The sequence below is a fragment of the Streptomyces sp. NPDC101194 genome (assembly GCF_044767885.1).
GTDB lineage: Bacteria > Actinomycetota > Actinomycetes > Streptomycetales > Streptomycetaceae > Streptomyces.
The window spans coordinates 212884-237815 of record NZ_JBIWOS010000004.1; the positions used below are offsets into that span (position 1 = coordinate 212884).

The 24932-nt window shown below is 67.6% G+C and carries 27 protein-coding genes and 1 riboswitch; of the genes, 15 read left to right on the forward strand and 12 right to left on the reverse strand.

Annotated elements, in window-relative coordinates; translation table 11 throughout:
- Positions 1 to 45 precede the first annotated feature (45 nt).
- Positions 46 to 1821 (reverse strand): phosphomethylpyrimidine synthase ThiC, encoded by a 1776-nt coding sequence (thiC, locus tag ACIRP2_RS17585; protein WP_404251163.1) that lies wholly within the window; start codon positions 1819 to 1821, stop codon positions 46 to 48.
- Positions 1814 to 1947: riboswitch (TPP riboswitch) on the reverse strand. Its footprint overlaps the gene before it by 8 nt.
- A 70-nt stretch (positions 1948 to 2017) precedes the next feature.
- Between thiC and ACIRP2_RS17590 the strand changes: the two genes are divergently transcribed.
- Positions 2018 to 3340: a YibE/F family protein gene (locus ACIRP2_RS17590; protein ID WP_404251165.1), complete on the forward strand. Its 1323-nt coding sequence runs from the start codon at positions 2018 to 2020 to the stop codon at positions 3338 to 3340.
- A gap of 80 nt (positions 3341 to 3420) precedes the next feature.
- On the opposite strand, the gene ACIRP2_RS17595 is transcribed toward ACIRP2_RS17590, so the two are convergent.
- The 4 genes from ACIRP2_RS17595 to ACIRP2_RS17610 all read right to left on the reverse strand — a co-directional run bounded on the left by ACIRP2_RS17595 (position 3421) and on the right by ACIRP2_RS17610 (position 5651).
- Entirely contained in the window at positions 3421 to 3858 is a 438-nt protein-coding gene (locus ACIRP2_RS17595) for an SsgA family sporulation/cell division regulator (RefSeq protein WP_114245561.1), read from the reverse strand.
- A gap of 101 nt (positions 3859 to 3959) precedes the next feature.
- On the reverse strand, positions 3960 to 4730 hold the full coding sequence (locus tag ACIRP2_RS17600; RefSeq protein WP_404251167.1) for an IclR family transcriptional regulator: 771 nt from the start codon (positions 4728 to 4730) through the stop codon (positions 3960 to 3962).
- Positions 4731 to 4973: 243 nt separating this feature from the next.
- Positions 4974 to 5183, reverse strand: coding sequence for a DUF5326 family protein (locus ACIRP2_RS17605; RefSeq protein WP_404251169.1), 210 nt, complete (start codon positions 5181 to 5183; stop codon positions 4974 to 4976).
- A gap of 150 nt (positions 5184 to 5333) precedes the next feature.
- Positions 5334 to 5651: a cupin domain-containing protein gene (locus ACIRP2_RS17610; RefSeq protein ID WP_404251171.1), complete on the reverse strand. Its 318-nt coding sequence runs from the start codon at positions 5649 to 5651 to the stop codon at positions 5334 to 5336.
- Between the two features lie 68 nt (positions 5652 to 5719).
- Between ACIRP2_RS17610 and ACIRP2_RS17615 the strand changes: the two genes are divergently transcribed.
- The 4 genes from ACIRP2_RS17615 (at position 5720) to ACIRP2_RS17630 (ending at position 8921) form a co-directional block, all read left to right on the forward strand.
- Complete coding sequence (locus tag ACIRP2_RS17615) at positions 5720 to 6097, forward strand: phage holin family protein (protein WP_404251173.1); 378 nt, start codon at positions 5720 to 5722, stop codon at positions 6095 to 6097.
- Between the two features lie 65 nt (positions 6098 to 6162).
- A complete protein-coding gene (locus ACIRP2_RS17620; protein WP_404251175.1) occupies positions 6163 to 7293 on the forward strand; it encodes a cystathionine gamma-lyase in 1131 nt (376 codons plus the stop codon).
- Between the two features lie 188 nt (positions 7294 to 7481).
- Complete coding sequence (locus ACIRP2_RS17625; protein WP_404251177.1) at positions 7482 to 8378, forward strand: LysR family transcriptional regulator; 897 nt, start codon at positions 7482 to 7484, stop codon at positions 8376 to 8378.
- 63 nt (positions 8379 to 8441) lie between these two features.
- A complete protein-coding gene (locus ACIRP2_RS17630; RefSeq protein ID WP_351076314.1) occupies positions 8442 to 8921 on the forward strand; it encodes an NUDIX hydrolase in 480 nt (159 codons plus the stop codon).
- A 75-nt stretch (positions 8922 to 8996) separates the two neighbouring features.
- On the opposite strand, the gene ACIRP2_RS17635 is transcribed toward ACIRP2_RS17630, so the two are convergent.
- Complete coding sequence (locus ACIRP2_RS17635; protein ID WP_404251179.1) at positions 8997 to 10175, reverse strand: globin domain-containing protein; 1179 nt, start codon at positions 10173 to 10175, stop codon at positions 8997 to 8999.
- Positions 10176 to 10605: 430 nt separating this feature from the next.
- Here ACIRP2_RS17635 and ACIRP2_RS17640 point away from each other — a divergent pair, with 430 nt between their 5' ends.
- The 5 genes from ACIRP2_RS17640 (at position 10606) to ACIRP2_RS17660 (ending at position 14335) form a co-directional block, all read left to right on the forward strand.
- Positions 10606 to 11127 carry a DUF2269 domain-containing protein gene (locus ACIRP2_RS17640; RefSeq protein ID WP_404251181.1) on the forward strand — a complete coding sequence of 174 codons (522 nt, stop codon included), beginning with the start codon at positions 10606 to 10608 and terminating at the stop codon, positions 11125 to 11127.
- 5 nt (positions 11128 to 11132) lie between these two features.
- Entirely contained in the window at positions 11133 to 12002 is an 870-nt protein-coding gene (locus ACIRP2_RS17645; RefSeq protein ID WP_404251183.1) for a GNAT family N-acetyltransferase, read from the forward strand.
- 141 nt (positions 12003 to 12143) lie between these two features.
- Positions 12144 to 12611: a MarR family winged helix-turn-helix transcriptional regulator gene (locus ACIRP2_RS17650; protein WP_376208315.1), complete on the forward strand. Its 468-nt coding sequence runs from the start codon at positions 12144 to 12146 to the stop codon at positions 12609 to 12611.
- 79 nt (positions 12612 to 12690) lie between these two features.
- The gene (locus ACIRP2_RS17655) at positions 12691 to 13143 is read left to right on the forward strand and encodes a GNAT family N-acetyltransferase (RefSeq protein WP_404251185.1); all 453 of its coding nucleotides are present in this window, start codon (positions 12691 to 12693) and stop codon (positions 13141 to 13143) included.
- Between the two features lie 28 nt (positions 13144 to 13171).
- Complete coding sequence (locus tag ACIRP2_RS17660; protein WP_404251924.1) at positions 13172 to 14335, forward strand: winged helix DNA-binding domain-containing protein; 1164 nt, start codon at positions 13172 to 13174, stop codon at positions 14333 to 14335.
- Positions 14336 to 14373: 38 nt separating this feature from the next.
- Here ACIRP2_RS17660 and ACIRP2_RS17665 read toward each other — a convergent pair whose 3' ends face one another.
- Entirely contained in the window at positions 14374 to 15756 is a 1383-nt protein-coding gene (locus tag ACIRP2_RS17665; protein ID WP_404251187.1) for a serine hydrolase domain-containing protein, read from the reverse strand.
- A 245-nt stretch (positions 15757 to 16001) separates the two neighbouring features.
- Between ACIRP2_RS17665 and ACIRP2_RS17670 the strand changes: the two genes are divergently transcribed.
- Positions 16002 to 16640 carry a DUF6193 family natural product biosynthesis protein gene (locus tag ACIRP2_RS17670; protein WP_404251189.1) on the forward strand — a complete coding sequence of 213 codons (639 nt, stop codon included), beginning with the start codon at positions 16002 to 16004 and terminating at the stop codon, positions 16638 to 16640.
- Between the two features lie 89 nt (positions 16641 to 16729).
- Here ACIRP2_RS17670 and ACIRP2_RS17675 read toward each other — a convergent pair whose 3' ends face one another.
- Positions 16730 to 18181, reverse strand: coding sequence for an amidase (locus tag ACIRP2_RS17675; RefSeq protein ID WP_404251191.1), 1452 nt, complete (start codon positions 18179 to 18181; stop codon positions 16730 to 16732).
- A gap of 461 nt (positions 18182 to 18642) precedes the next feature.
- Positions 18643 to 19056 (reverse strand): hypothetical protein, encoded by a 414-nt coding sequence (locus ACIRP2_RS17680; protein ID WP_404251193.1) that lies wholly within the window; start codon positions 19054 to 19056, stop codon positions 18643 to 18645.
- 43 nt (positions 19057 to 19099) lie between these two features.
- On the opposite strand from ACIRP2_RS17680, the gene ACIRP2_RS17685 reads away from it, so the two are divergent.
- From ACIRP2_RS17685 to ACIRP2_RS17695, 3 genes are all read left to right on the forward strand, one after another.
- Positions 19100 to 19381, forward strand: coding sequence for an IS3 family transposase (locus ACIRP2_RS17685; protein WP_404251926.1), 282 nt, complete (start codon positions 19100 to 19102; stop codon positions 19379 to 19381).
- Between the two features lie 35 nt (positions 19382 to 19416).
- A complete protein-coding gene (locus ACIRP2_RS17690; protein ID WP_404251195.1) occupies positions 19417 to 19722 on the forward strand; it encodes a hypothetical protein in 306 nt (101 codons plus the stop codon).
- 135 nt (positions 19723 to 19857) lie between these two features.
- Positions 19858 to 20415, forward strand: a complete 558-nt coding sequence (locus ACIRP2_RS17695; protein WP_404251197.1) for a hypothetical protein — start codon at positions 19858 to 19860, stop codon at positions 20413 to 20415.
- Between the two features lie 332 nt (positions 20416 to 20747).
- Here ACIRP2_RS17695 and dnaB read toward each other — a convergent pair whose 3' ends face one another.
- Positions 20748 to 22208, reverse strand: a complete 1461-nt coding sequence (gene dnaB / locus ACIRP2_RS17700; protein ID WP_404251928.1) for a replicative DNA helicase — start codon at positions 22206 to 22208, stop codon at positions 20748 to 20750.
- 477 nt (positions 22209 to 22685) lie between these two features.
- Here dnaB and ACIRP2_RS17705 point away from each other — a divergent pair, with 477 nt between their 5' ends.
- Positions 22686 to 24020 (forward strand): MATE family efflux transporter, encoded by a 1335-nt coding sequence (locus ACIRP2_RS17705; RefSeq protein WP_404251199.1) that lies wholly within the window; start codon positions 22686 to 22688, stop codon positions 24018 to 24020.
- 177 nt (positions 24021 to 24197) lie between these two features.
- On the opposite strand, the gene rplI is transcribed toward ACIRP2_RS17705, so the two are convergent.
- Positions 24198 to 24644 (reverse strand): 50S ribosomal protein L9, encoded by a 447-nt coding sequence (rplI, locus tag ACIRP2_RS17710; RefSeq protein ID WP_351076346.1) that lies wholly within the window; start codon positions 24642 to 24644, stop codon positions 24198 to 24200.
- Between the two features lie 18 nt (positions 24645 to 24662).
- Positions 24663 to 24899, reverse strand: a complete 237-nt coding sequence (gene rpsR / locus ACIRP2_RS17715; RefSeq protein WP_003967857.1) for a 30S ribosomal protein S18 — start codon at positions 24897 to 24899, stop codon at positions 24663 to 24665.
- Between the last annotated feature and the right edge of the window lie 33 nt (positions 24900 to 24932).

Below are 24932 nucleotides of genomic sequence, written 5' to 3' on the forward strand. Positions count from 1 at the left end.
AAGTCCGCGAAAAGACCTTCGCCACCCCGGCGCCGCGCGACAGGCTCAGTCAGCGATCGGCAGATAGACGCGGTTGCCCGCCGCGGCGAACTCCCTGGACTTCTCCGCCATGCCCGCGTCGATCTCCGCCTGGGAACCACCGTGTTCACGACGGATGTCCTGGGAGATCTTCATCGAGCAGAACTTCGGGCCGCACATCGAGCAGAAGTGCGCCGTCTTCGCGGGTTCGGCCGGCAGCGTCTCGTCGTGGAACTCCCTTGCCGTGACCGGGTCGAGAGCCAGGTTGAACTGGTCCTCCCAGCGGAATTCGAAGCGGGCGTCGGAGAGTGCGTCGTCCCAGTCCTGCGCCCCCGGATGCCCCTTGGCGAGGTCCGCCGCATGGGCCGCGATCTTGTACGTGATGACGCCGGTCTTCACATCGTCCCGGTCGGGCAGGCCCAGGTGCTCCTTGGGCGTGACGTAACAGAGCATCGCGGTGCCCCACCAGGCGATCATCGCCGCGCCGATGCCCGAGGTGATGTGGTCGTACGCCGGAGCGACATCGGTGGTCAGGGGGCCGAGCGTGTAGAACGGCGCCTCCTCGCAGATCTCCTGCTGCAGGTCGATGTTCTCCTTGATCTTGTGCATCGGGACATGCCCCGGCCCCTCGATCATGGTCTGCACGCCGAACCGCTTGGCAATCGTGTTCAGCTCACCGAGCGTACGCAGTTCGGCGAACTGGGCCTCGTCGTTGGCATCGGCGATCGACCCGGGGCGCAGCCCGTCGCCCAGCGAGTACGTCACGTCGTAGGTGGCGAGGATCTCGCAGAGCTCCTCGAAGTGTTCGTACAGGAAGGACTCCTTGTGGTGCGCGAGGCACCACGCCGCCATGATCGAGCCGCCGCGGGAGACGATGCCGGTCTTGCGGCGAGCGGTCAGCGGAACGTACGGCAGACGCACGCCGGCGTGGACCGTCATGTAGTCGACGCCCTGCTCGGCCTGCTCGATGACGGTGTCCTTGTAGATCTCCCAGGTCAGCTCCTCGGCCTTGCCGTCGACCTTTTCGAGGGCCTGGTAGAGGGGAACGGTGCCGATCGGCACGGGGGAGTTGCGCAGAACCCACTCACGGGTGGTGTGAATGTTGCGTCCGGTGGAAAGGTCCATGACCGTGTCGGCGCCCCAGCGCGTCGCCCATGTCATCTTCTCCACCTCCTCCTCGATGGAGGACGTCACCGCGGAGTTGCCGATGTTGGCATTGACCTTCACCAGGAACCGCTTGCCGATGATCATCGGCTCGATCTCCGGATGGTTGACATTGGCCGGCAGCACGGCCCGCCCCGCGGCGATCTCCTCGCGCACCGCCTCGGGTTCGACGTCCTCCCGGAGCGCCACGTACTCCATCTCCGGAGTGATCTCGCCCCGGCGGGCGTACGCGAGCTGGGTGACCGGCTGCCCGTCCCGGCTGCGGCGGGGCAGCCGCGGGCGGCCGGGGAAGACGGCGTCGAGGTTGCGCAGTCCGCCACGCGGCGAGGTGTGCTTGAGCCCGTCGTCCTCGGGGCGGCCCGGGCGGCCCGGGTACTCCTCGGTGTCACCGCGCGCGGTGATCCAGTTCTCCCGCAGCGGTGCGAGACCGCGACGGACATCGGTCTCGGTGGTGGGATCGGTGTACGGCCCCGACGTGTCGTACAGCGTCACGTCCTTGCCGTTGGTGAGGTGCACCTGACGGACCGGCACCCGGAGGTCCGGGCGTGAGCCCTGGACGTACCCCTTGTGCCAGCCGATGGACTTCCCGGCCTCGTCGCTCTGGTTCGAGGCAGGCGTGCGTGCGTCCGATGTGGTCATGAGACCTACTCCCTACGCCGGCATTACCCGGTAACAGGTTCGGCGGTCGGCGCAGCCTGTCCCGTACAGATGTACGGATATCAGCGCCCTCTCAGCCCGGTGCTCCGAGCTCCCGCGTGTGCAAAGGTCCCCCCACGCTAGCGCCCTGTCCGGCGGAATGAACAGAGGGCCCTTCTCTTCTTGCAATGATCGGCCGGTGACGTCCCCCCAGAACGACCCCGACCCGCAGGGCCATCAGCACGGCCATTCACACGGACACGGCCCCGCCGCGCCCGTCTCCAAGCATCTGCGCAAGGTCATCGCCGCCGTACTGATCCCGTTCGCCACCGCGGTCGTCGTCGGCCTGGTGGCGCTCTGGCCGGGGGGTGCGCCCCCGCACGAGCGGACCGGTGTCGGTTTCGACCGGCAGACCCAGCAGGCCAAGGTGGTGAAGATCGACAAAGTGGACTGCAAGGAAGTGAACGCCGCCCAGATCCCCACCAGTGGCGACACCACGACGCCGCCGGCGAGCGGGGCGGGGCTGTGCGAGAAAGCCATCGTCGAAGTGACGACCGGTCACGACAAGGGCCGCACCTTCGTCGAGATCGTCCACCCCGACGCACCGCGTCAGTTGCGCGAGGGGCAGGGAGTGGTCGTGGCGTACGCCCCCGACGCCCCCCATGACCTGCAGTACTCGGTGACGGATGTGAACCGGAAGTTCCCGATGACGCTGCTGGCGGGGATCTTCGCCCTGGTCGTGGTCGCGGTGGGCAGGATGCGCGGCGTGATGGCGCTGGTCGCGCTCGCCGTGTCGTTCGCCGTGCTGACGCTGTTCATCCTCCCGGCCGTCCTCCAGGGCTCGAATCCACTGCTCGTCGCAGTGGTCGGGGCCAGCGCGATCATGCTGATCGCGCTCTACATGTGCCATGGCCTGACCGCCCGCACCTCGGTCGCCGTCATCGGCACCCTGATCTCCCTGCTGCTGATCGGGCTGCTCGGATCACTCTTCATCGGCTGGGCCGGCCTGACCGGCAACACCGATGACAGCACCGGCCTCATCCACGGCCTGTACCCGCACATCGACATGAGCGGTCTGCTGCTGGCCGGTGTGATCATCGGCTCGCTCGGGGTGCTCGACGATGTGACGGTCACCCAGACATCTGCGGTCTGGGAGTTGCACCAGGCGAACCCGATGATGGGTGCGCGGGGTCTCTACCGGGCAGGGATCAGGATCGGGCGCGATCACATCGCGTCGGTCGTCAATACGCTGGTACTGGCTTACGCGGGCGCCGCGCTGCCGCTGCTGCTGCTGTTCTCGATCGCCCAGAGCAGCGTGGGAACGGTGGCCAACAGCGAGCTGGTGGCGGAGGAGATCGTACGTACGCTGGTCGGCTCGATCGGACTGGTCGCCTCGGTACCGGTGACGACCGTGCTCGCCGCGCTGGTCGTCTCCGCGGACCGCACGGGGCTCGGCGCGGAAGCCGGAGCTCCAGCACCCGTACGGACCGGGAAAGGTCGCCGTCGCAGGGCGAGGGCTTGAACGCCTCAACACGGAGAGTGATTCACCCATTCGGCGGGTGTCGTGTTCGACCGGCGGGCCGACCTGCGGCGCCGCGCTCTTCAGCCGGCGTTCTGTTCCTCCGCGAGGATCCGGCCCAGGGCCTCTTCCAGATTGCCCTCGAAGTCACCCAGCGTGCACTCCTGCCCGAGCGGCACGAGTTTGTCGGTGCGGTCGAGGAATGCCACGAGCGGCGCCGTACCGGCCCTGAAGAGGGCGCGATCCGCGCCCACCTGAAGACGGATGTGTACATCGGACAACCCCTCGGGCTCCGTGGGCCCGATGTGCACATCGCCGTCGCCACTGGGGCTGTTGAGGCCGTCGAGCAGCAGCTCACGGCCGAATGCCCAGGTGACGGGGGCGTCGCCGGGCAGATGGAAGGTCATCCGGATCGCATACGGATCGCACACTTCGTACCGGAGCTCCACCGGGATCCGAAAAGAGAGCTCCTCGGAAACGAGGAAGCTCATCATGACCTCAGCTTGAACCGACTCGCGCATCGTTCAACCCCGCAGTAGATGAATCTGGCCAGGAATGATCCCCCGTGGCCCTATTGACGCCATCGTGGTGCACGCGATAGCAGATCACAAGGAGTGATTTTTCAGATACTGATAGAGAACATGAACGAGCGCAAGAGGTTGGCAACTTCGCAACGTAGTTGTTCGACTGCGGGGAGCAACCGGTCTTCCTGCTCCAAGGGTACGGAAATCGCCATCGCTGCGGCAGTGAAACCGGCAGCGATCGGGATGGCCGCACAGACCGTCCCCAGGGCGTACTCCTGTCGTTCGATGACGGGTTCCATTCGTTCCAACGACCGCAATCGCTCGAGAAGCGACGCGCGGTCCCGCACCGAATAGCGGGTCAGCGGACGTACCGGGTGCCGGTCCAGATGATCCTCGCGGGCCTTCTCGTCGAGCCGACTCAGCAGACACTGGCCGATCGCATGGGCGTGGCCGGTCTCCCGGAAGGATGCCCACTCGTCCACCGCGGGTGCGGCGGGGTCGTCGGCGACCGCGACGAGTTCGATCTCGCCCTCGCGGTAGACGGCGCAGTACACCGGCGCGCCAATGGTGTCGCGCCAGCGGCTCAGCGACTCCGTCATCCGGCTGCGACGATTCCGCAGCGTTCCCTCGCCGACCAGGCGCTCCGCGACGGCGCCGAAAAGAAAGACGCCGTTCTCCCGGCGTAGATAGCCCTCATGGGTCAGGGTGCGCAGCAGGTGGTAGGCGGTGGGAAGGGGAAGGCCCGCTTCCCTGGCCAACTGCTTCGCGGGCGCCCCGTCCCGATGGGCGCCCACAGCTTCCAGCAGCCTCAGCGCTCGCTGTACCGAACCGATCAGCGTCGGGACAGCAGTGCTCGATGCCGTGGTCAACGGTCACCCCCAGGCATGGTGACGGACAGTCAGCCCGCCTGTGGGGGCCGCCCCCACGGACCGCCGCGTGTCTGGGGTCCGGAGGCCGAACGCCGTACAAACCACTGGTCAAAGTGGCGACAGACAGTTAATTCCCAGGTGGCGGCAGCGGTTTTCCACCATATCGGCCACATCCGCCAGGAGTGTCGTTTCGTCTTGTACTTAGCTCAGCTGGGCTAATCCTGCGCCCGGTTTCCGATCTTCCTACCAGTCGCTGCGCGAGGAGGACGACATGAACTTGCGTACGACGAAGACGAGTCCCCCGACCAGGATCACGAAGACCAGCACCTTGAAGAGCAGACCGATCACGAACCCGACCACGCTGGCGATCAGACCGCCGAACACGACGATCGCGATGACCGGCACCGCGACCCACTTCACCCACCAGGGCATCCCAGCGAATATCTCCCGCACGGCCATCGTCCTTACCTCGTCTCTGTGAGTTCCTGCTTTCGATGCTAGAGGCGCGGAGGGGGCCGGCGGTGGTTCCACAGCCCTTGAAGTCCCCTGATCGACCCCCTAGGGATCCCTGAGACCGGAGCCCGGCCCTCCGTAGGAGCGGGCTCAGCTCTCCGGCGGGGAGAAGACCACCATGACCCGCAGGTCCTCGGTGATGTGGTGGAACTTGTGGGCCACGCCGGCGGGCACGTACACCACGCTTCCTCTGCCCACCTGCGTGGTTTCCATGCCGACCGTGATCGAGGCGCGGCCGCTGACGACGAAGTAGACCTCGTCCTCCTTGTGCGGCTGCTGCGGGTCGAGGTCACCGGCGTCCAGCGCGTACAGGCCGACGGACATGTTCCGTTCCTTCACGAACTGCAGGTACGCACCGTCGTTGGCAGCCCGCTCCGCTTCCAGTTCGTCCAGTCTGAATGCCTTCATGGCCCGTCCGCCCCTTGCCTCTGCTCTGCCGGTGTCAGCCACCGATCGTGTCTGCCACGATCAGACACATGAAGAATTTCGTAGTCAAGACGATCGCCAACGCAGGTGCGCTGGCCGTGGCCATCTGGTTGCTCCAGGACATCACGCTGGACGGCGGCGGCACGGGGCGCAAGGCGCTCACGCTGATCCTGGTCGCCCTGCTCTTCGGCCTGGTGAACTTCGTGGTCAAGCCGATAGTGAAACTGCTCACCTTCCCGCTCTTCATCCTCACTCTGGGGCTGATCACCCTGGTGGTCAACGCCCTCATGCTGCTGCTGACCTCCTGGCTGGCCGGTCTGTTCCATCTCAGCTTCCACGTCCACGGCTTCTGGACCGCCGTACTCGGCGGCCTGATCATCTCGATCGTGTCGTGGGCGCTGAACGTGGTCCTGCCCGACGAGGACTGACCCGACACCTACTGAGACAGTGCAGGTCGGACCGGTGGCACACCGGGAGAGAAGCGAGGAACGGTATGAGCACCATGGGTGACGGGACCCGGGCGGTACGGGCCGGGCTGCCCGAGCCGGAGCAGTTCGAGCCCACCCTGCCGGGGCCGGTCTTCGCCGCACATTTCCACCTCACCGGCGAACCGACCGGCCCGTACACCTACGGCCGGGACACCAATCCGACCTGGACCCACCTGGAACGCGCCATCGGCGAGCTGGAGGCGCCGGGGGAGCAGGTCGAGACCACCGTCTTCGCATCCGGAATGGCGGCGATCTCGGCGGTTCTGCTGTCCCAGGCGCGCACGGGCGATGTGGTCGTGCTCCCCGACGACGGATACCAGGCGCTGCCGCTGGTGCGTGAGCAGTTGGAGGCGTACGGCGTCGAGGTGCGGACCGCGCCGACCGGCGGCGATGCCCAGCTGGCGGTCCTGGAGGGTGCCAGGCTGCTGTGGATCGAGACCCCGTCCAACCCGGGGCTCGATGTCTGCGACGTGCGTCGGCTCGTCGGGGCCGCTCACGCGGCCGGCACCCTGGTGGCCGTCGACAACACTCTCGCCACGCCTCTCGGCCAGCGCCCGCTGGAACTGGGGGCCGATTTCTCGGTGGCCAGTGACACGAAGGGCATGACCGGGCACGGCGACATCCTGCTCGGCCATGTGACCTGCCGCGATCCCGAGCTGGCAGCGGGCGTACGGCGTTGGCGCAAGGTTGTCGGGGCGATTCCCGGGCCGATGGAGGCCTGGCTCGCACACCGTTCGCTGGCCACTCTGGAACTGCGGCTCGACCGGCAGTGCGCCACCGCCCTGGCCCTGGCCGAGGCGCTGGGCAGGCGCGAGGAGGTGACCGGGGTCCGGTATCCCGGTCTGCCCACCGATCCTTCGTATCCGAACGCCGTACGGCAGATGCGACGTTTCGGCTCCGTGGTGTCGTTCGTACTGCCCGACCGCGAGCGGGCCGAGCGCTTCCTCACCGAGCTGCGGCTGGTCGACGACGCGACAAGCTTCGGTGGCGTGCGCTCCACCGCCGAACGGCGGGCACGCTGGGGCGGTGACGCCGTACCGGAAGGCTTCATCCGCTTCTCTGTCGGCGCCGAGAGCCCTGACGACCTGATGGCCGATGTCGAACGGGCACTGGACGCCGCGCTGCGCACGAGCTGAGCCAGTGGTGCGGACGGTCCGAGCCTCCCCCCTCGTGGCTCGGACCGTCCCGGTTCCGGGTGTGAAGAACCGCCTGAACAAGGCTAATTGACTCTCTGTCAGAGTCCAATCACGCTAGCGACAGCGACCTATCGACATATTTATAGTTGTACGGGTCGAAGCATCGCGAGCGTGGGAGGCGGCAGGACATGGACCTGGCCCTGCTGCGCACATTCGTCACGGTGCACCGGGCCGGCTCCTTCACCCGGGCTGCTGCCCTGCTCGGCCTCTCCCAGCCCGCGGTGACCTCGCAGATCCGCACACTGGAACGGCAGCTGGGCCGTCCGCTCTTCCTGCGCAGGGCCCGTGGTGTGACCCCGACGACCATCGGCGACGAGCTCGCGCATCGGGCGGCGCCCCATCTGGACGCACTGGTCGAGATCGCCGAGACCGAGCTCGACGAGGAGTCGGGCGTCCGGACGCTGCATCTGGCCGGGCCTCCCGAGTTCACCTCGATGCGAGCCCTGCCCGCGCTGACCCCTCTCATCGTCCAGGGCCTGGCTGTGCGCAGTTCGTTCTTCGCAGGCGCCGAGGAAACGCTGGAAGGACTGGCCGCCGGACATCACGATCTGGCCCTTGCGACGGTCCGTCCGCGCGGTGGGCTGCTCACCGCGACTCCGCTCTGTGACGAAGAGCACGTCCTGGTCGCCGCACCGCGCTGGGCCGGGCGCCTGGGGCCCGGGGCCCTGCGGCACAAAGGGCCCGTGGTGCTGGACGAGCTTCCGGTCGTGGAGGTCCACGAGAGCCTGCCGCTCGTCTCGCGCTACTGGGCCGCCGTCTTCGACTGCCGGCCCGCCATCGCGGGAACGGTCATCGCCCCGGATCTCCGGGCGGTCCTGGAGTGCGCCGTGGCGGGCGCCGGGCTCGCCGTGCTGCCGCGCTATCTGTGCGAGGTGGCGTTGGAGAGGGGCGAGGTCGTGGCACTTCTCGACCCTCCCGTACCTCCGCTGCGCACCTACTTCCTGGCCGTGCGGACCGGCACCCTCGCGCTGCCGCACATCGCGCGGGCGCACGAGTGGCTGCTGCGCGCCGCCGCCGACTGGTGAGCGCAGGACGGCCCGGCGCCGCTCCGGTGTTTCAGAACCGGTTTGGTGGGCCACTCTCTTGCCATGACCGAACGTCCTGTGGTCAAGCGCACCGCACGCGCCATCCTGCTCGACGGCGACGACCTCGTCCTCATCAAGCGCACCAAGCCCGGAGTGGATCCGTACTGGCTCACGCCGGGCGGCGGGGTCGAGCCCGAGGACGCGACCGTCGTCGACGCCCTGCATCGCGAGCTGGACGAGGAGCTGGGCGCCAAGATCACCGATGTGGTGCCCTGCTTCGTCGACACCGTGGAGCACATCGAGGGCGGCGGAGTAAAAGGCGTCAAAGTCCAGCACTTCTTCGTCTGCCGGCTGGAGTCGATGGATCTGTCCCGGCGCCACGGGCCCGAGATCGACGATCCCTGTGGCGAGTACGACGTCGTTCGGGTGCCGTTCAGCCGGATGGGGATCGCTGCGGTCCATCTCGTCCCGCTGTCGCTGCGGCACTACCTGGACGGCAACATCGAGGGCGTCCGGGCGATGCACGCACCCGACCTGGGTTGACCCCGCCGCTTCCGGGGCGCAGGGTTCAGCCGTCACCGCCCCCGCGGGCAGGGCCTGCAGGCCTCTCGCCCACGGTCAGGCGGGGCCGGTGGCCGCCAGTTCCTCCACGGCATCGTGTCGGATGCGCTCGGCAGGCATGCCGATACCTCTGAGTACGTCCACGCCGCTACGGATCATGCCGGGCGGGCCCGAGAGATAGGCGTCGTACTCGTGCCACGGGCCGCACGCGCGCACAACCTCGGGCAGCAGCCCCTTCAGGCCGCCCTCCATTCCCGGGCCGGCGGAGACCACCGGCCGCACCGCGAGCCAGGGATAGGTCCGCTGGAGCCGCAGCATCGTATCGATGTCGTACAGGTCGTGACCGCTGCGTGCCCCGTAGAAGACCTCCACCGGACGCCGGTCGCCGTACTCGGCGACGTCCTCGACGAGCGCCTTGATCGGCGCGATGCCCGTGCCGCCGCCCAGGCAGAGCAGACCGCTGTGGGTGGAGTGGTCGACCGTCATCGAGCCGGTGGGCGGACCGAGGCGCAGCATGTCACCGGGCCGCGCCCGGTGCACCAGGGCGTTGGAGACCCAGCCCGCCGGGACGGCCCTGATGTGGAAGGTGAGCAGACCGTTTGGACGGGGCGCCGAGGCGAAGGAGTAGTGACGCCAGTTCCGGGGCCACCACGGGGTCTCCATCGCCGCATACTGGCCTGCGCGGAAGGGATAGGCCTGGTCGGGACGGACTGTGAGGACCGCTATGTCGCGGGTCCTGAGGTCGTGGGAGACGACCTCCGCATGCCAAAGGGCGGGAGTCAGCATCTCGTCCTCGGCGGCAGCATCGATCATGATCTGCGATATCGCGGTGTAGGCACGGACCCAGGCCGCTTCGGTCCCGGCGTCCCAGGTGCTACTCGCGTAACGGCTCAGCGCACCGAGGAGCGCCTCCCCCACGGCGGGATAGTGCGTGGGCAGCGTGCCGTACTTGCGGTGTCCCCGTCCCAGCCCGCCGAGGTACTCGGCCAGCGCACGAGGGTCGTCCAGCCGGTCGGCCGCGGTGAGGATCGCCCGGAGGAGACGGTCGCGCTGAACATCCATGGCGACCGGGAACATGTCACGCAGGTCGGGGTGCCGGATGAAGAGCAGGGCGTAGAAGTACGAGGTCGCTTGGTCTGCGACCGGCGAGATCTCGGCCAGAGTGCGGTGGATCAGGATCGCGTCGGGAGATCTTCCCGTTCCGTCTTCGGTCCACCCGGTGGCCGGAGCATCCATACTGTGCCTCGCCTAGAACGTCTTCTGGTCGCCTTGTGCACCCGCACGGCTGCGGCCCCCCGCCCACGGACGCAGTCGGGTTCCGGTTGCGGTCGCCGACCGGGTCCTGCCCGCGGTCCCCTGCCCCAGCATGCCCTGCCGTGAACGCAGACCGGACGGACAGCGGGATATCCGAGTACCCGAACCGGCTTTCCCATGACGCACCATTACCCATGGCCGAGCCGTGAATCCACGACAGTCGCCCGCCTTTCGCACCAGTGCGGGACCGCGCGTACCGGCCGGCCCACCGAGAGAGCCACCGAGGAGTGCTTCCCCTCTGCTCCCGGCCCACAAAGCGGCTGGGGGGCGCCCGTCGTACGCCGAGGCTAGTACGTGCGATTACTCCCGCTGTCGGACGCTCGGCTTCCTCGTTCCCGGCACCGTGTTTCACGTGAAACCACTCAAGCGCTCCGCCCGCCGCGGCCTCCTCGTCGCGCATGTTTCGATATCCGTGAGCTGGCTGGGACTGACCGTCGGACTGCTGGCGCTCGGAATCACCGCCTTCCTCACCGACGACCCCGCCACCGCACAGGCCACCACCCGTGCCATGAAGGTTTTCGGAGACTGGCTGCTCGTACCCGTCGCCCTTCTCTCCCTGTCCAGCGGACTCGTGCTGGCGCTCGGCACGCCTTGGGGGCTGGCAAGACACCGGTGGGTCTGGACGAAGTTCTGGCTCACCCTGATCACCACGGCGCTGTCGATCTTCTCGTTGCGCCCCGGCATCAACGAGGCGGCGCTGCGCGGCTCCGTCGACATCGATCTGGTGGTCGCTCCATCGGTGGCGACGACGACGTATCTGTTCATCACCGCGGTATCGGTACTGAAGCCCTGGGGGCCGACCCGGCGCGGCCGACGGCTGCGCGTCCCGTCCGGTAAAGGGGTGGACGAGCGATCGCCACGTCGGACAGCCTGACCCTCATGTCCTCCCCGCTGCCCCGTCCACTCAGCGATCTGCCTGTCCGGCACCTCACCCTGGGCGACCTGGTCGCCTGCGCCGACCTCTGCGAGGACCGCGGCTGGCCACGCGATGAGCACAGATGGGGGCTGCTCCTTGCTGCGGGAACGGGCTACGGCGTGGACGACCCCGGGGGCAAGGGGCTGATGGCAGCCTGTGTGGTGACCTCCTACGGTCCGAGCCTGGCTGCCATCGGCATGCTGCTCGTCGCCGAACGGCATGCGCGACAGGGGGTCGCCCGGCGTCTGATGCGCCATGTCATGGACGAGGCCGACGGGATGCCCCTCAGCCTGTACGCGACCTCCCCAGGGCGACCACTCTATGAACAGCTCGGTTTCGCGGCCGTGGGCCGCGTGGAGCGGGTCACCGGGTTCTTCCGGCCGACCGGTGAGAGAGCGTCCGCCGTGACCGTTCGTCCGGCTGCGGCAGAGGACCTGCGATCCATCGTCCGGCTGGACTCGGACGTCTTCGGCTCCGACCGGACGCACGTCCTTGCCCGGCTGCCCGCGTACGCCGACCACATCCGGGTCGCGGAGGACGAAGGAAGACTCATCGGTTACGCGGCGGCCTGGCCGAGCGACCGTACGCATGTGGTGGGCCCGCTGATCGCGTCCGACACCGCCACGGCTCAGGCACTCATCACCTCGCTCGCGGAAGCGACCGATCTGCCCTTGCGCGCTGATATCGACGCGCGCCATGCGCAGCTGCTCGATTGGTTCCGGCAATGCGGTCTACGGAACGGTTCCGAAACCACGGTGATGACGTACGGGACGCCGGACCTGCCGGGCGACTGGACCCGTCGCTACGCTCCGCTGACCGTGGCGACGGGCTGACTCGCCCGGCCGTCACACCGCGGACGGCGAGGGCGCGGGCGAGAGGAATAAATAATTGCATACGCGGGTTAACTGCATTGACTGTCTATTGCGGTAGTCGCCTACCCTGGACGCAAGCGGCTCCACAACGGAGGAGAGACCATGACAGCGACGGACCCCGCACTGACCGCCCTTTCCCAGGGCTGGTGCGCCCTCTCCTTGCTCCACGGGAAGATCGAGGCCCGTATCGAGCGGGCGTTGCAGAGCGGGCACGGACTCAGTGTGCGGGAGTACTCCCTGCTCGATGTCCTCAGCAGGCAGCACAGCGGTCCGGGTGGCCATCTCCAGATGAAGCAGGTCGCCGACGCCGTCGTCCTCAGCCAGAGCGCCACCACCCGCCTGGTCACCCGCCTTGAGGACCGCGGACTGCTGACCCGCTATCTCTGTGACACCGATCGCCGCGGCATCTACACCGATGTCACCGAGGCCGGACTCACGCTGCTCTCCGAGGCCAGGCCGACCAATGACACAGCGCTGCGCGCCGCACTCGACGAAGCCGCCAAGAACCCCGAGCTTGCCCCGCTCATCAGAGCGGTCGAAGAGCTGAAGGTCCCCGTCAAGGCCGCGTGAATCGCCGCGCGCCGTGACCGGCGCGCACGGTCTCGGCGATCTCCCGCGCCACCGTCATGAACTGCGTACTCTGCCGATCATGAGCGATCTGGAAATACGCCCTGCGACACTCACCGACATCGCCGCGATCGTAGCCATGCTCGCCGACGATCCGCTGGGGGCGCAGCGTGAGTCGCCGGACGACCTCACCCCGTATCGCGTCGCGTTCCAGCGCCTGGCGGATGACCCGAACCAGCACCTGGTCGTGGCCGTGCGTGAGGGCCGCGTCGTCGGGACCCTGCAGTTGACAGTGATTCCCGGGCTCTCGCGGCGCGGCGCGACCCGCTCGGTCATCGAGGGCGTCCGCGTCCACACCGACGAGCGCGGCAGCGGCCTCGGCACCTTGCTGATCGAATGGGCCGTGGACGAATCCCGGCGCCGGGACTGCCAGTTGGTCCAGTTGACGTCCGATGCGACCCGGGTCGATGCCCATCGCTTCTACGAGCGGCTGGGGTTCACCGCCAGCCATGTGGGCTTCAAGCTCGCGCTCTGACCGAGGCCCGGAACCGGAAGGGATGTCTGTGCATCACATCAGCGACGAACAGCGCAGGATCAGGCTCGGGCGGCGACACCTCCTGGCCCCGTCGGTACGAGCCTTGTCCCCGGTGTCCGTGGCCGACGCGATCGTCGCTCTGCATGCCACGGACGCCGCCACGGTCTTCCTCTCCGTGTGTGCCCGGATGTCCGAGGCAAGCGTCGCCTCGGTCGAGCGGGCTCTCTACGAGGACGTCTCCCTGGTCCGGCAACTCTCCATGCGCAACACCCTCTTCGTCGTGCCGCAGGAACTCGCCCCCTGCGTCGACGCCTCGAACGCCCGGGCCGTGGCCGCCAAGGAACGCCGCACCTTTCTCAAGCACCTGGCAGATGACGGCAATGGACTGGACGAGTGCTGGCTCGCCGACACCGAACTGAAGGTGCTGGCCGCCCTGATGGCCCATGGCCCTGCCACCGGCAGCGAACTCTCCGCCTCCGTGGCCGCTCTGCGGACCAAGATCACGATCTTTCCCGGCAAGAAGCAAGAGACGGTACAGGGCGTCGCCTCCCGTGTCCTCCGGGTCCTGGCAGCCGAGGGCCGCATCCGGCGGGACCGGCCACGCGGTTCCTGGACGTCCAGCCAGTTCCGCTGGACCGCGTCCGAGCCCTGGCACTTCGAGGACCCGGCGCAGGCGCAGGCCGAGCTGGCCCGGCGCTGGCTCCGGTCGTACGGGCCGGCGACCGAGGCCGACCTCAAGTGGTGGACGGGCTGGGGGCTGGGCCAGGCCCGCAAGGCCCTGGCAGTCGTCGGAGCGGAGGAGGTCCGGCTCGACAACGGTTCCGTGGGACGGGTCCTGCCGGAGGACCTGGAACCTGAACCGACCCCTGAGCCCTGGGCCGCGCTGCTTCCGGCTCTGGACCCCAGCGCGATGGGCTGGGCCGACCGCGACTTCCATCTCCCGGCCGAACACCGGAATGCGCTTTTCGACCGGTCCGGCAATATCGGCCCGACCGTGTGGTGGAACGGCGAGATCGTGGGCGGCTGGGCACAGCGCGCCGATGGCGAGCCGGTCTGGCGGCTGCTGTCCGACGTCGGTCGGGACGCCACCACCGCGATCGAGGCGGAAGCGTCCCGACTGTCGCAATGGGTGGGTCGAGCGCGGATCACCCCGCGCTTCCGAACCCCACTGGAACGGGAGCTGACGGCCTGAGTCGGCCGCCCTCTGCCGTTTCACGTGAAACGCGGCACTCAGGCCCGAAGGCCCCTCCAACCACCCTCGTCCACACCGCCGGGAACGGCCGCGGCGGGGTCGTACGGCTCGCGCGTGAAGACGAACGACCCCAGATCGAGATGGTTCACGCTGCCGTCGCCGTTTCGGACGATGCGCAACGTCTCCCCTGCGTAATAACCATCGAAACCGGTCCAGGTGCCGTCGGGCTGTGCCGTGAACCGGGCACCGCGGCCACTGCCCCGAAGGGGCTGAAGCTCCAGCCCACCATCCGCAGTCAGTGTCAGGATGTTCGCGCGCGTGCCCCAGTACCAGGGACCGGTCAACGCGAGCAGCTCGGCGTCCACCTCGGGCAGCGGGCGCCAGGGCTCCGGAATACGGGGCTCGGCCTCGGCGACGATCTTCACGAGGTCGGCGGCCACGTCACCGATCATCACCCCCGACGTGGTGTTGGTGAGGACAACGGCCGCCACATCGTCCTCGACGCTGAACCACAGGGCGGCCAGGAAGCCGGGCAGCGAACCTGTGTGTCCGAAGAGAGCGCGGCCATCGTTCCGTGCGCACTGCAGGCCCAGGCCGTACGCGGAATCCCAGGCACCGGACTCGGTCGGCGCGGACGGTTCACGCATCTGCTCCACGGAGGCGTCGCAGAGCACTCGGTCATCCCCCTCCGCCAGAAAGGCCGCGAAGCGGAGGAGGTCGCCCGTGGTGGACCAGAGTTGGCCGGCCGGAGCCATCAGCCCGAGATCCTCCGCCGGTTCGGGAAGCATGGCATCGGCCCAGGGATGCACGGCCCAGCCGCCTGCATGCGGTGCTTGCGGCTGGGGGCTCGTACGGTGCATGCCCAGCGGTTCGAGGATCTCGCGCCGCAGCACCTCCGCCCAGCTCTCCCCGCGCACCTTCTCGATCAGCGCGCCCAGCACTGTGTAGCCAGGGTTCGAGTAGTGATGGAGGCGGCCCGGAATGTGCATGCTCGGCTGCTCACCGAGTACATCGGCAAGCTCGGGCCGCAAGGTGCCCGGAGTCCTCTCCCACCAGGGCGCAGGTGACTCGGCAGCCAGTCCCGCGCTGTGACCGAGGAGTTGGTGGACGGTCACTCCACCGATGCCCGTACCGGGCAGATGCTTCTCCAGCGGGTCGTCCAAGTCCAGAAGACCCTCGTCCCGCAGTCGCAGGACCAGCACCGCCGTGAACGTCTTGGTGATCGAGCCGATCCTGAACTGCGTTTCGGCGTCAGGTGCGTGACCATCCACGCAGCTGCGGGAGCCGCTCCAGACGATCTGCCCCTGCCTCTGTACCGCAGCGACGAGTGAAGGCGCCCGGCCTTCCGACTGCGCGGTGGCAATACGGTGCAGCAGGGCACGCCGCGTACCGGGGAGCAACTGTTCAGATGGGGAGGTCATCCTCAACAACTACCCGGAGAACCCGAGCCGTGGCGAACTCATTTCACATCCCCGGGCCGCTCGGCGCCTGCGATCTGGACGTGAGCACGAGACCCAGCGGCGGCCGAGCCAGATCCAGGGTCTCTCGGCTCATGGCATGAGGCAGCCCGCTGACCTGGTGCTCTGCGATCAGTCTCCCCGTGTGACACAGAAGATCCGTCTCACAAGGGTGGCTACGTCCTCAGTGCAGACGGCGAAGTTCAGCGGTGACCTCGAACTCCCCACACCCCGCTCGGCACGAACCAACTGCCGCCGACCCTGATCTCTATCCGGATCTTGCGGCTGCCGGCAGTCTGGCCGCGGCCCTGACCCTGGCTGCTGTCGAACAAGGACTCGACCTGGGTGCGGCGCTGAGCAACGATTCGGACCCGCTGCGGACAGCCGAGGTGGTCAGCGTGGTCTCCGGCCGGGCACCCTGCTTCATCTTCATCGGGTCAAAGAGCCGTTGGTTCAACATCAACGGCCTCCATCGAGGCGTTCGATTGCTCTCGGGCTCGACCTCCGATTTGGAAGAGCCGGCCCGAGCCGCAGCGAGTCGGCGAAACGGGGCCCGCCTCCGCGAGATTCAGGAAGCTGCCCCGTTCCTCAAGGTGACCGAACCGGCCGAAGCCCATGAACGCGGTCCGGCGGAAGCCGTCACCGTGCAGTGGCGGCTTCTCTTGGAGGACTTGCGCCAGGAGGCCGATCGACTCGACCTCGCCCGCCGGACACTGGCGCTCGCCGAGGCTGCGTCCGCCGAACCGAAGCTGCGGCAGTTGTATCCGTTCACCGGCCACTGGTCGCTGCACTTCACGACCTGCACCGGGTTCCCGAACTCGCGGAACCGGCGAGGTACACACCGCTGACCTGTGTGTTCCAGGCAGAGACTGCGCGCATTCGGAGGATCTCGTCGTGATCCGCACCTCGCCCTCGACAGCCATCCGGGTAGTACGCGCTACGTCGGTGCTTGGAAGCCGCCGATCTTCTGCTCGAGCAGTTCGGCCAGCCGCAGCGGGGTACGGTCCTCGAACATCGGACCGATGAGCTGCACTCCCACCGGCAGACCCTCGGGGGACCGGCCCGCTGGTATGGCTGTGGCGGGTAGACCGGGCATGGTGGCCACACCGGCCCAGACGAGCGGGTCGAGATACGGGTACTCGACGCCGTCGATGTCGATCCGGCGTTCCAACAGATTGGGGTTGTGGTCGTGCGGGAACGCGGGAGTCGGCGTGATGGGACACACCACGGCGTCGAACTCGGCGAAGAGCTGCCGCCAGCCGTGGCGGTGGAGCTCGCGATGGTTGTTCGCCTCGATCCAGTCGCGGTGGCTGAACACCATCCCGCGCAGCCGCGCGGCGTCGAGGCTCTGGTCGTCTGCGCTCAGTCCGGCGGCGCGGGTCCGCAGCTGCTCGTACGCTTCGACGGGAAAACGTGCAACGGAGCTCGAGAACAGCAACTGCGTGTAGAGCGTCGCCGCTTCGGTCAGATCGGGCAGCAGCGGACTGTGCCGTTCGACGCGAGCGCCGCCGTCGACAAGCGCGTCGGCCACCCGGTTCACACCCGCCCGCACAGCAGACCCGGTGGGAATGAGCGGATGCTCGTCGAGGACCAAGACCCGGAAGTCGCAGAGCCGCTCGTGACGCGCGAGCGGCAGCGTCAGGTCGTGCGCCACACCGAGCGTCAGCGGGTCCGGACCGGCCATGACGTCGAGCAGGAGCGTCAGGTCGCGGGCACTGCGCGCCATCGGACCGACGACGGCGAGGTCGAGGTCGGCCGGCAATGCCGGCGCGGGCGGCGGGACCATACCCCGGCTCGCCGCCAGCCCGAGCGTCGGCTTGTGTGCGTAGACACCGCAGAAATGTGCAGGGGTGCGCAACGAACCGGCAATGTCGGAGCCTATGGACAGTGAGCCGAATCCCGACGCCAGGGCCGCCGCTGATCCGCCGGATGATCCGCCCGGCGTGCGACCGTGATCCCACGGGTTATTGGTGGTGCCGTAGATCTCGTTGAAACTCTGCACATCTTGCAAACCCAAGGGCACATTGGTCTTACCGAGCACCACCGCGCCTGCGGCCTTGAGGCGCGACACCTGCACCGCGTCCTCGGCCGGCATGTGGTTCCGGTGCAGCGGCATGCCCCAAGTCGTGGGCAACCCGGCGATGTTGTAGGACTCTTTGACCGTCACCGGAATGCCGAGCAACGGCCGGTCCTCACCGCGGGCGCGCGCCTCGTCGGCACCGCGCGCGGCGGCCCGTGCACGATCGAAGTCCGGCACACAGATCGCATTGATCGCCTTGTCGTCCCGCTCGATTCGGGCGATCGCCTCATCGGTCAGTTCCGCCGAGGACACTTCACCGGCACGCAACGCAGCCGCGAGTTTCTCGGCCGTCTGGAAATTCCACTCCATGAATCCGACCGTACTGGCCTCCGGAAGAGGCCATGAAATGCCGATTCGCACAACGGCGCGTATGCGTCAATACGCATCATGTTCCTCTCCGGCTACAGAGAATTCGCCCCGCCCGCTGGTGATGGCGACGCGTGGCGGCTTCGCCTCCGCCTGAACGGAGACTGACAGCCACGGTGGAGTCGACCACGCGAACCTCCTCGCCCCACGTCATGGCCACATCGACACGACTCCCGCCCACGCCGCGGAAAAGGTATCGGCCGCTGTCATCCAAGGGTTGAGCAGGCTGACCAGTGAGCCTCATCAACACGTCACATATGCAGCCGATGTGCAGCCGGGCCTGAGATCGTGAAGCGGGTTTCGAGACCCCACACAGATGTGGGATCTCGCGGCTCGTGTCATAGAGCACGGCCCTGCCCAACGAGTCTCTGAGCTGTCTCAGCCCGTGTCAGAGGGCCCGTGTCTCAGGTCCGTGGCATTCCTTCAGGACCGGTGTCAGGAGCCGTCCGCTCCGACCACTCGCGCACGGTCACGGCATGCCCTATACGGCTGACGATGTCCTTCTTGAACGCCGTGTCCAAGGTCTCCGGAAGTTTGTCGAAGGTGTCGGGAAGGACGTCGAGCAGACCCCGGATCTGTTCGCCGGTCCTGACGGTCAGCAACTGCTGGCACCTCCACTGCAGCGGCACCTCAACACGGTGCGTGAGCCGCTGCACGAGCGTAGGGAACAAGTAGTGCGTCGCCTCCGCAGCGAGGTGCTCTTGGAGCCAGTCGACCGGGAGGCGCTGGCTGAAGCCGTGCAGGGCGGCCTCACGAGCCAGGTCCAGGAGCTGAGCGGTGTCGACGGCTCGGACGGTGTGGGGAAGCGGCGGGGTCATGTCGAGATGATGCCAGGAAGCCTCAGCGGGGCCTGGATGTGATCTGCCGACGGGCAGGCTCCCAGACTTCCTCGAACTCACTGCCGACTACCGTGTCCACGGGGTCCGGAAGATCTGGCGCGAACTGAACCGGCAAGGCCACGTCGCGGCCCGCTGCACCGTCGCACGCCCGATGCGCGAGATGGGCATCCAGGGCGCGGTACGCGGCAAGCGCGTGATCACCACGCTTCCCGGCGGGCAGATGGAGCGGGCCCCGACCGTCTCGACCGCGACTTTGTTGCCGACGCCCCCAACCGGTGCGGGGTCGCGAGCTTCACCCACCTGAAGACCTGGTCGGCCACCGTCTACGTCGCATGCGTCATGGACACCTTCTCCCGCCGGATCGTCGGCTGGTCGTGGGGCGGCCGCGGGCTCCTCGCACTCGGCGTCGGCGTCGCCGTTCACGAGGTCCGGAGCGCGCCGGACGGCCAGAAGGGCGAGGCGGCCGTCCCGGTCGGCTCCACCCTGGCCGGCGGCCTGGGTGGGAGCGGAGGTGGGCGCGGCGGCCGGTGCGGCGATCGGATCGATCACCCGGGCGCCGGAACCGCGGGCGGAGGCGTGGTCGGCGGCATCGCCGGGAGCCCTCTCGGCAGTAACGCAGGCGATTTCTTCAACAGCCTGTGGTGACGCACACCGGTAGTTCCCGGTAACGCACCAGCCGATAACCTGGCCTCCGCGGTTCTCTTGGACCGCGGAGGCCGGGCCCTTGTCAGGTCACTTCATTCACGGCCCCGTTCCGGGGCCGTGCGAGGCAGCAGCGTGATGAACGAGCACGACACCCCCGGCCCCGTCTGGTTCGAGCCCGACGCGGAGCTGGAGGCCACCGAGGTGGGGCTTCGCTTTCTCGCCGCTCTCCGTGAGCGGGCGGAATCCGGCGCGTGGTCCTGCGATCCCGACGACACTTTCGCGAGCTTCGCGGTCTTCGAGAACCGCACCGAACTCCTGGTCACCCTGGAGCTCTGCGATCCCGATTCCGATCCGGAAACACACATGCTCACCGTGGGCGCGTTCTTCACCGGCTCCCGTCTCGTCGGAGGCGAATTCCGTGATCAGCTGTACACGCTGGAGCAGAACCCGGAAACGGTGATCAAGAGTTCTGGAACGCCCGAATTCCTCGCGGAGCGTGCGGCGGAGTGGTTTACCCGCATGCTCGAACTTCCCGTCCTGCGGAACGAGTTCGAGGTCGGTGGCCGGGTCGTGAACCGGCAGTGGGTGCTGGCCGGCACGGGTCGGGAACTGACCTCCCGGTTCCGCGTGCAGCCGGGTGACCCGCCGGCCCGTACGGTCCCGGTCCGGGGCGGCCGCGCGGCAGGGGCATAGCCCCCGTACCAGCGGAACGTCCGCCATGGATGTGCCGACTGCAGAAGCTCTAAAGACGCCGTGCCCCAGTCTCGGTCCTCCACCAGAGGACCACGCCCCCGACGGACACTCACCGTTGCGGCGACACCGTCCATCACGTCCCCCAGTCCCACGGGCGATGGCCCGTGCGGCCAAGGGTGTCAGCGGAACTTCAACGCGCGGTACGAGCTGGAACCACCCACCCGAAAGGGCGAACGCCCCGACCGACGAGTCTCACATCGACGGCACAAGTGCCATCGATGGGCCATCGGAGATGAGATTGTGCCGCGAAATCCGAGACCCGACGAGACCGCTCAGGTCTGTGCCATGTCCACGAAGCGCGAGTAGTGGCCCTGGAAGGCCACGGTGATCGTCGCCGTCGGGCCGTTACGGTGCTTGGCCACGATCAGGTCCGCCTCGCCTGCCCGGGGGGACTCCTTCTCGTACGCGTCCTCGCGGTGCAGCAGGATCACCATGTCGGCGTCCTGCTCGATGGATCCGGATTCACGCAGGTCGGAGACCATGGGCTTCTTGTCCGTGCGCTGCTCGGGACCACGGTTCAGCTGGGAGAGCGCGATCACCGGGAGCTGCAACTCCTTCGCGAGCAGCTTGAGGTTTCGGGACATGTCCGAGACCTCCTGTTGACGGCTCTCTGCGCGCTTCGACCCACCGGACTGCATCAGCTGGAGATAGTCGATCACCACGAGCTTGAGGTCGTTGCGCTGTTTGAGACGACGGCACTTCGCCCGGATCTCCATCATGGAGAGGTTCGGGGAGTCGTCGATGTACAGGGGAGCGGCCGAGACGTCCGGCATTCGGCGGGCCAGCCGGGTCCAGTCCTCGTCGGTCATGGTGCCGGACCGCATGTGATGGAGCGCCACCCGGGCCTCGGCCGAGAGCAGTCGCATGGCGATCTCGTTGCGCCCCATCTCAAGGGAGAAGATCACGCTGGGCAGGTTGCTCTTGATCGAACAGGCCCGAGCGAAGTCCAGCGCCAGCGTGGACTTACCCATGGCCGGACGAGCCGCGATGACGACCATCTGGCCCGGGTGCAGTCCGTTCGTCAGGGCATCGAGGTCGGTGAAGCCGGTCGGAACCCCGGTCATCTCGCCGCTGCGCGAACCGATCGCCTCGATCTCGTCGAGAGCGCCTTCCATGATGTCGCCGAGCGGAAGATAGTCCTCGCTCGTGCGCTGCTCGGTGACGGCGTAGATCTCGGCCTGCGCGGAGTTCACGATGTCGTCGACATCGCCGTCGGCCGCGTATCCCATCTGCGTGATCTTCGTCCCGGCCTCGACGAGCCGCCTCAGGACCGCCCGTTCGTGAACGATCTCCGCGTAGTACGAGGCGTTGGCGGCGGTCGGCACCGACTGGACGAGGGTGTGCAGATACGGGGCCCCGCCCACCTTGGTGATCTCACCGCGCTTGACCAGCTCGGCCGCCACCGTGATCGGGTCGGCCGGCTCGCCCTTGGCATAGAGATCGAGGATCGCCTGGTAGACGGTCTCGTGCGCGGGGCGGTAGAAGTCGTGCCCCTTGATGATCTCCACGACGTCGGCGATGGCGTCCTTGGACAGGAGCATGCCGCCGAGGACCGACTGCTCGGCATCGAGGTCCTGGGGCGGGACCCGCTCGAAGCCGGGGGGGCCGTCCTCCCACCCACCGCGTTCCCTGCCGCGTTCGTGCTGCTCGCCGCGGTCCCGGCCTTCACCTCGGCGCTGGCGGGTGACGGGCAGACGATCACTGGGACCGGTCTCGGCCCAGGGGTCGTCCAAAGGCTCGGGAATGCTCACCGGGCCACCTCCTCCCGTCCGCTCCGCGGACCTCGCCGTGCCACTCTTTCTTACGGCACAGCACCGACAAACAAGACGCCCGACTCCGGTTCCGGCGCATCGAGTTCTGCGGGGTTCCAGGGCCGGAACGGGCTGCGGGCGCCGGACCACGGTAGGCCGCCATGCACCGTCAGCCAATCTGGTTATCCACAGGGCATGTGGACGACGGACCAGATGCTGTGGAGAACTCCGCAGAACCTGTGCACGGAGCGGGGGACAGCACTGTGGACAAACTCATAGCACCCTCCCGACCAACCCCCTGACCTGGCCTTTCTCCATCCACGGGCTGTGGGGGAGAAAAACTTTTCAACTCAACCCAAGATCACGACAAACAGCACGCAGCAGAACCTCGCCCGCCAGCAAATGTAAGGATTGCTAGCGCATTGCATCCATTACCTGTGGAAGATTAGATTGGCCCCTATGACCCAGGCCCCGGCAACCTCGCCGCCCAGTCGTCGACGGCACGACCGCGAGATCATCTCGCTCGCCGTCCCTGCCTTCGGTGCACTCGTCGCCGAGCCCCTCTTCGTGATGGTCGACAGCGCCATCGTCGGTCATCTGGGCACACCGCAGCTGGCCGGTCTGGCCGTCGCCGCGGCACTGCTGACGACCGCCGTCAGCGTCTTTGTCTTTCTCGCGTATGCCACCACCGCGGCGGTGGCGCGTCGGGTCGGAGCAGGCGATCCGGCTTCCGCGATCCGACAGGGCATGGACGGAGTCTGGCTGGCTCTTCTGCTCGGCACCGGTGTCATCGCCGTCGCGCTTCCCACGGCCCCGTGGCTCGTGGACGCCTTCGGCGCCTCCGACACCGCCGCCCCTTACGCGATCACGTATCTAAGGATCTCCAGCCTCGGTATCCCCGCCATGCTCGTGGTGATGGCCGCGACCGGCGTACTCCGTGGCCTGCAGGACACCAGAACCCCGCTCTATGTCGCCATCGGAGGCTTCGCGGCCAACGGAGCCCTCAACGCGGGACTCGTCTACGGTGCCGGGCTCGGCATCGCAGGATCGGCCTGGGGAACAGTGATCGCCCAGGTTTCCATGGCCGCCGCCTATCTGGTCGTGGTGGTCCGGGGGGCACGCCGGCATGGGGCCTCACTGCGTCCTGATGCCGCGGGCATCAGGGCCAGCGCCCAGGCCGGCGTTCCACTGCTCGTCCGTACGCTGTCGCTCCGTGCCGTCCTGATGATCGCCACGGCGGTGGCTGCCCGCCTCGGCGACACCGAGATCGCCGCGCACCAGATCATTCTCTCGCTCTGGAGCCTGATGGCCTTCGCGCTCGACGCCATCGCCATCGCAGGGCAAGCCATCATCGGTCGATATCTGGGAGCCGACGACGCCGAGGGCGCACGTGAGGCATGCCGCCGCATGGTGCAGTGGGGCATCGTTTCCGGAGTGGTGCTCGGGGCGCTGATCGTCCTTGCCCGACCGCTGTTCGTGCCCCTGTTCACGGATGACCAGTCCGTTCAGGACACCCTGTTCCCGGCGCTGCTGGTGGTGGCGCTGTCCCAGCCGATCGCCGGCGTGGTCTTCGTCCTGGACGGTGTGCTGATGGGCGCCGGAGACGGTCGGTATCTGGCCTGGGCCATGCTCGTGACTCTGGCCGTCTTCGCCCCGGTCGCCCTGATGGTGCCCACCTTCGGCGGCCTGACTGCCTTGTGGTGGGCGATGGCGCTGATGATGGCCGTCCGCATGGCGACGCTCTGGCTGCGCACTCGGTCGGGCAAGTGGATCGTCACCGGCGCCTCCCGTTGAGCACCGCCGAGCGGCACCCCCGTTTCACGTGAAACCGCCGAACCGCCGAACTGCAGAGCCGGGGAAGACCGGACTACAGAACCGTGAAAGAGCGGAGAGACGGATCAACGAAGCCGAACAGTGAAGGGCCGTACCCCGAGGGGTACGGCCCTTCACCTGCTCTGGTGAGCTGTGCCCTTAGGCAGCAACAACCTCGATGCCGAGGTTCGCAGCGACCTCGGGGTGCAGACGCACGGACACCTGGTGTCCGCCGAGCGTCTTGATCGGCGAGCCGAGCTCGACGCGACGCTTGTCGACGTCGGGGCCACCGGCAGCCTTGATCGCCGAGGCGATGTCGGCCGGGGTCACGGAGCCGAAGAGACGGCCGGCTTCGCCGGAGCGAACGGCCAGGCGGACCTTGACGGCCTCAAGCTTCGTCTTGACCTCGTTGGCCTGCTCGATCGTGGCGATCTCGTGGATCTTGCGGGCGCGGCGGATCTGCGCCACGTCCTTCTCTCCACCCTTGGTCCAGCGGATGGCAAAGCCACGCGGAACCAGGTAGTTACGGGCGTACCCGTCCTTGACGTCGACGACGTCGCCCGCAGCGCCGAGGCCGGAGACCTCGTGGGTGAGGATGATCTTCATGTTTCGGTCACCCTTCCCTTATCGCGCGGTGGACGTGTAGGGCAGCAGCGCCATCTCACGGCTGTTCTTGACTGCCGTGGCGACGTCACGCTGGTGCTGCGTGCAGTTGCCGGTCACGCGGCGGGCACGAATCTTGCCGCGGTCGGAAATGAACTTCCGCAGCATGTTCGTGTCCTTGTAGTCCACGTACTGGGTCTTGTCCTTGCAGAACGCGCAGACCTTCTTCTTAGGCTTGCGCACAGGCGGCTTCGCCATGGTGTTTCTCCTGTGTGATCAAGAAGTGGGGGT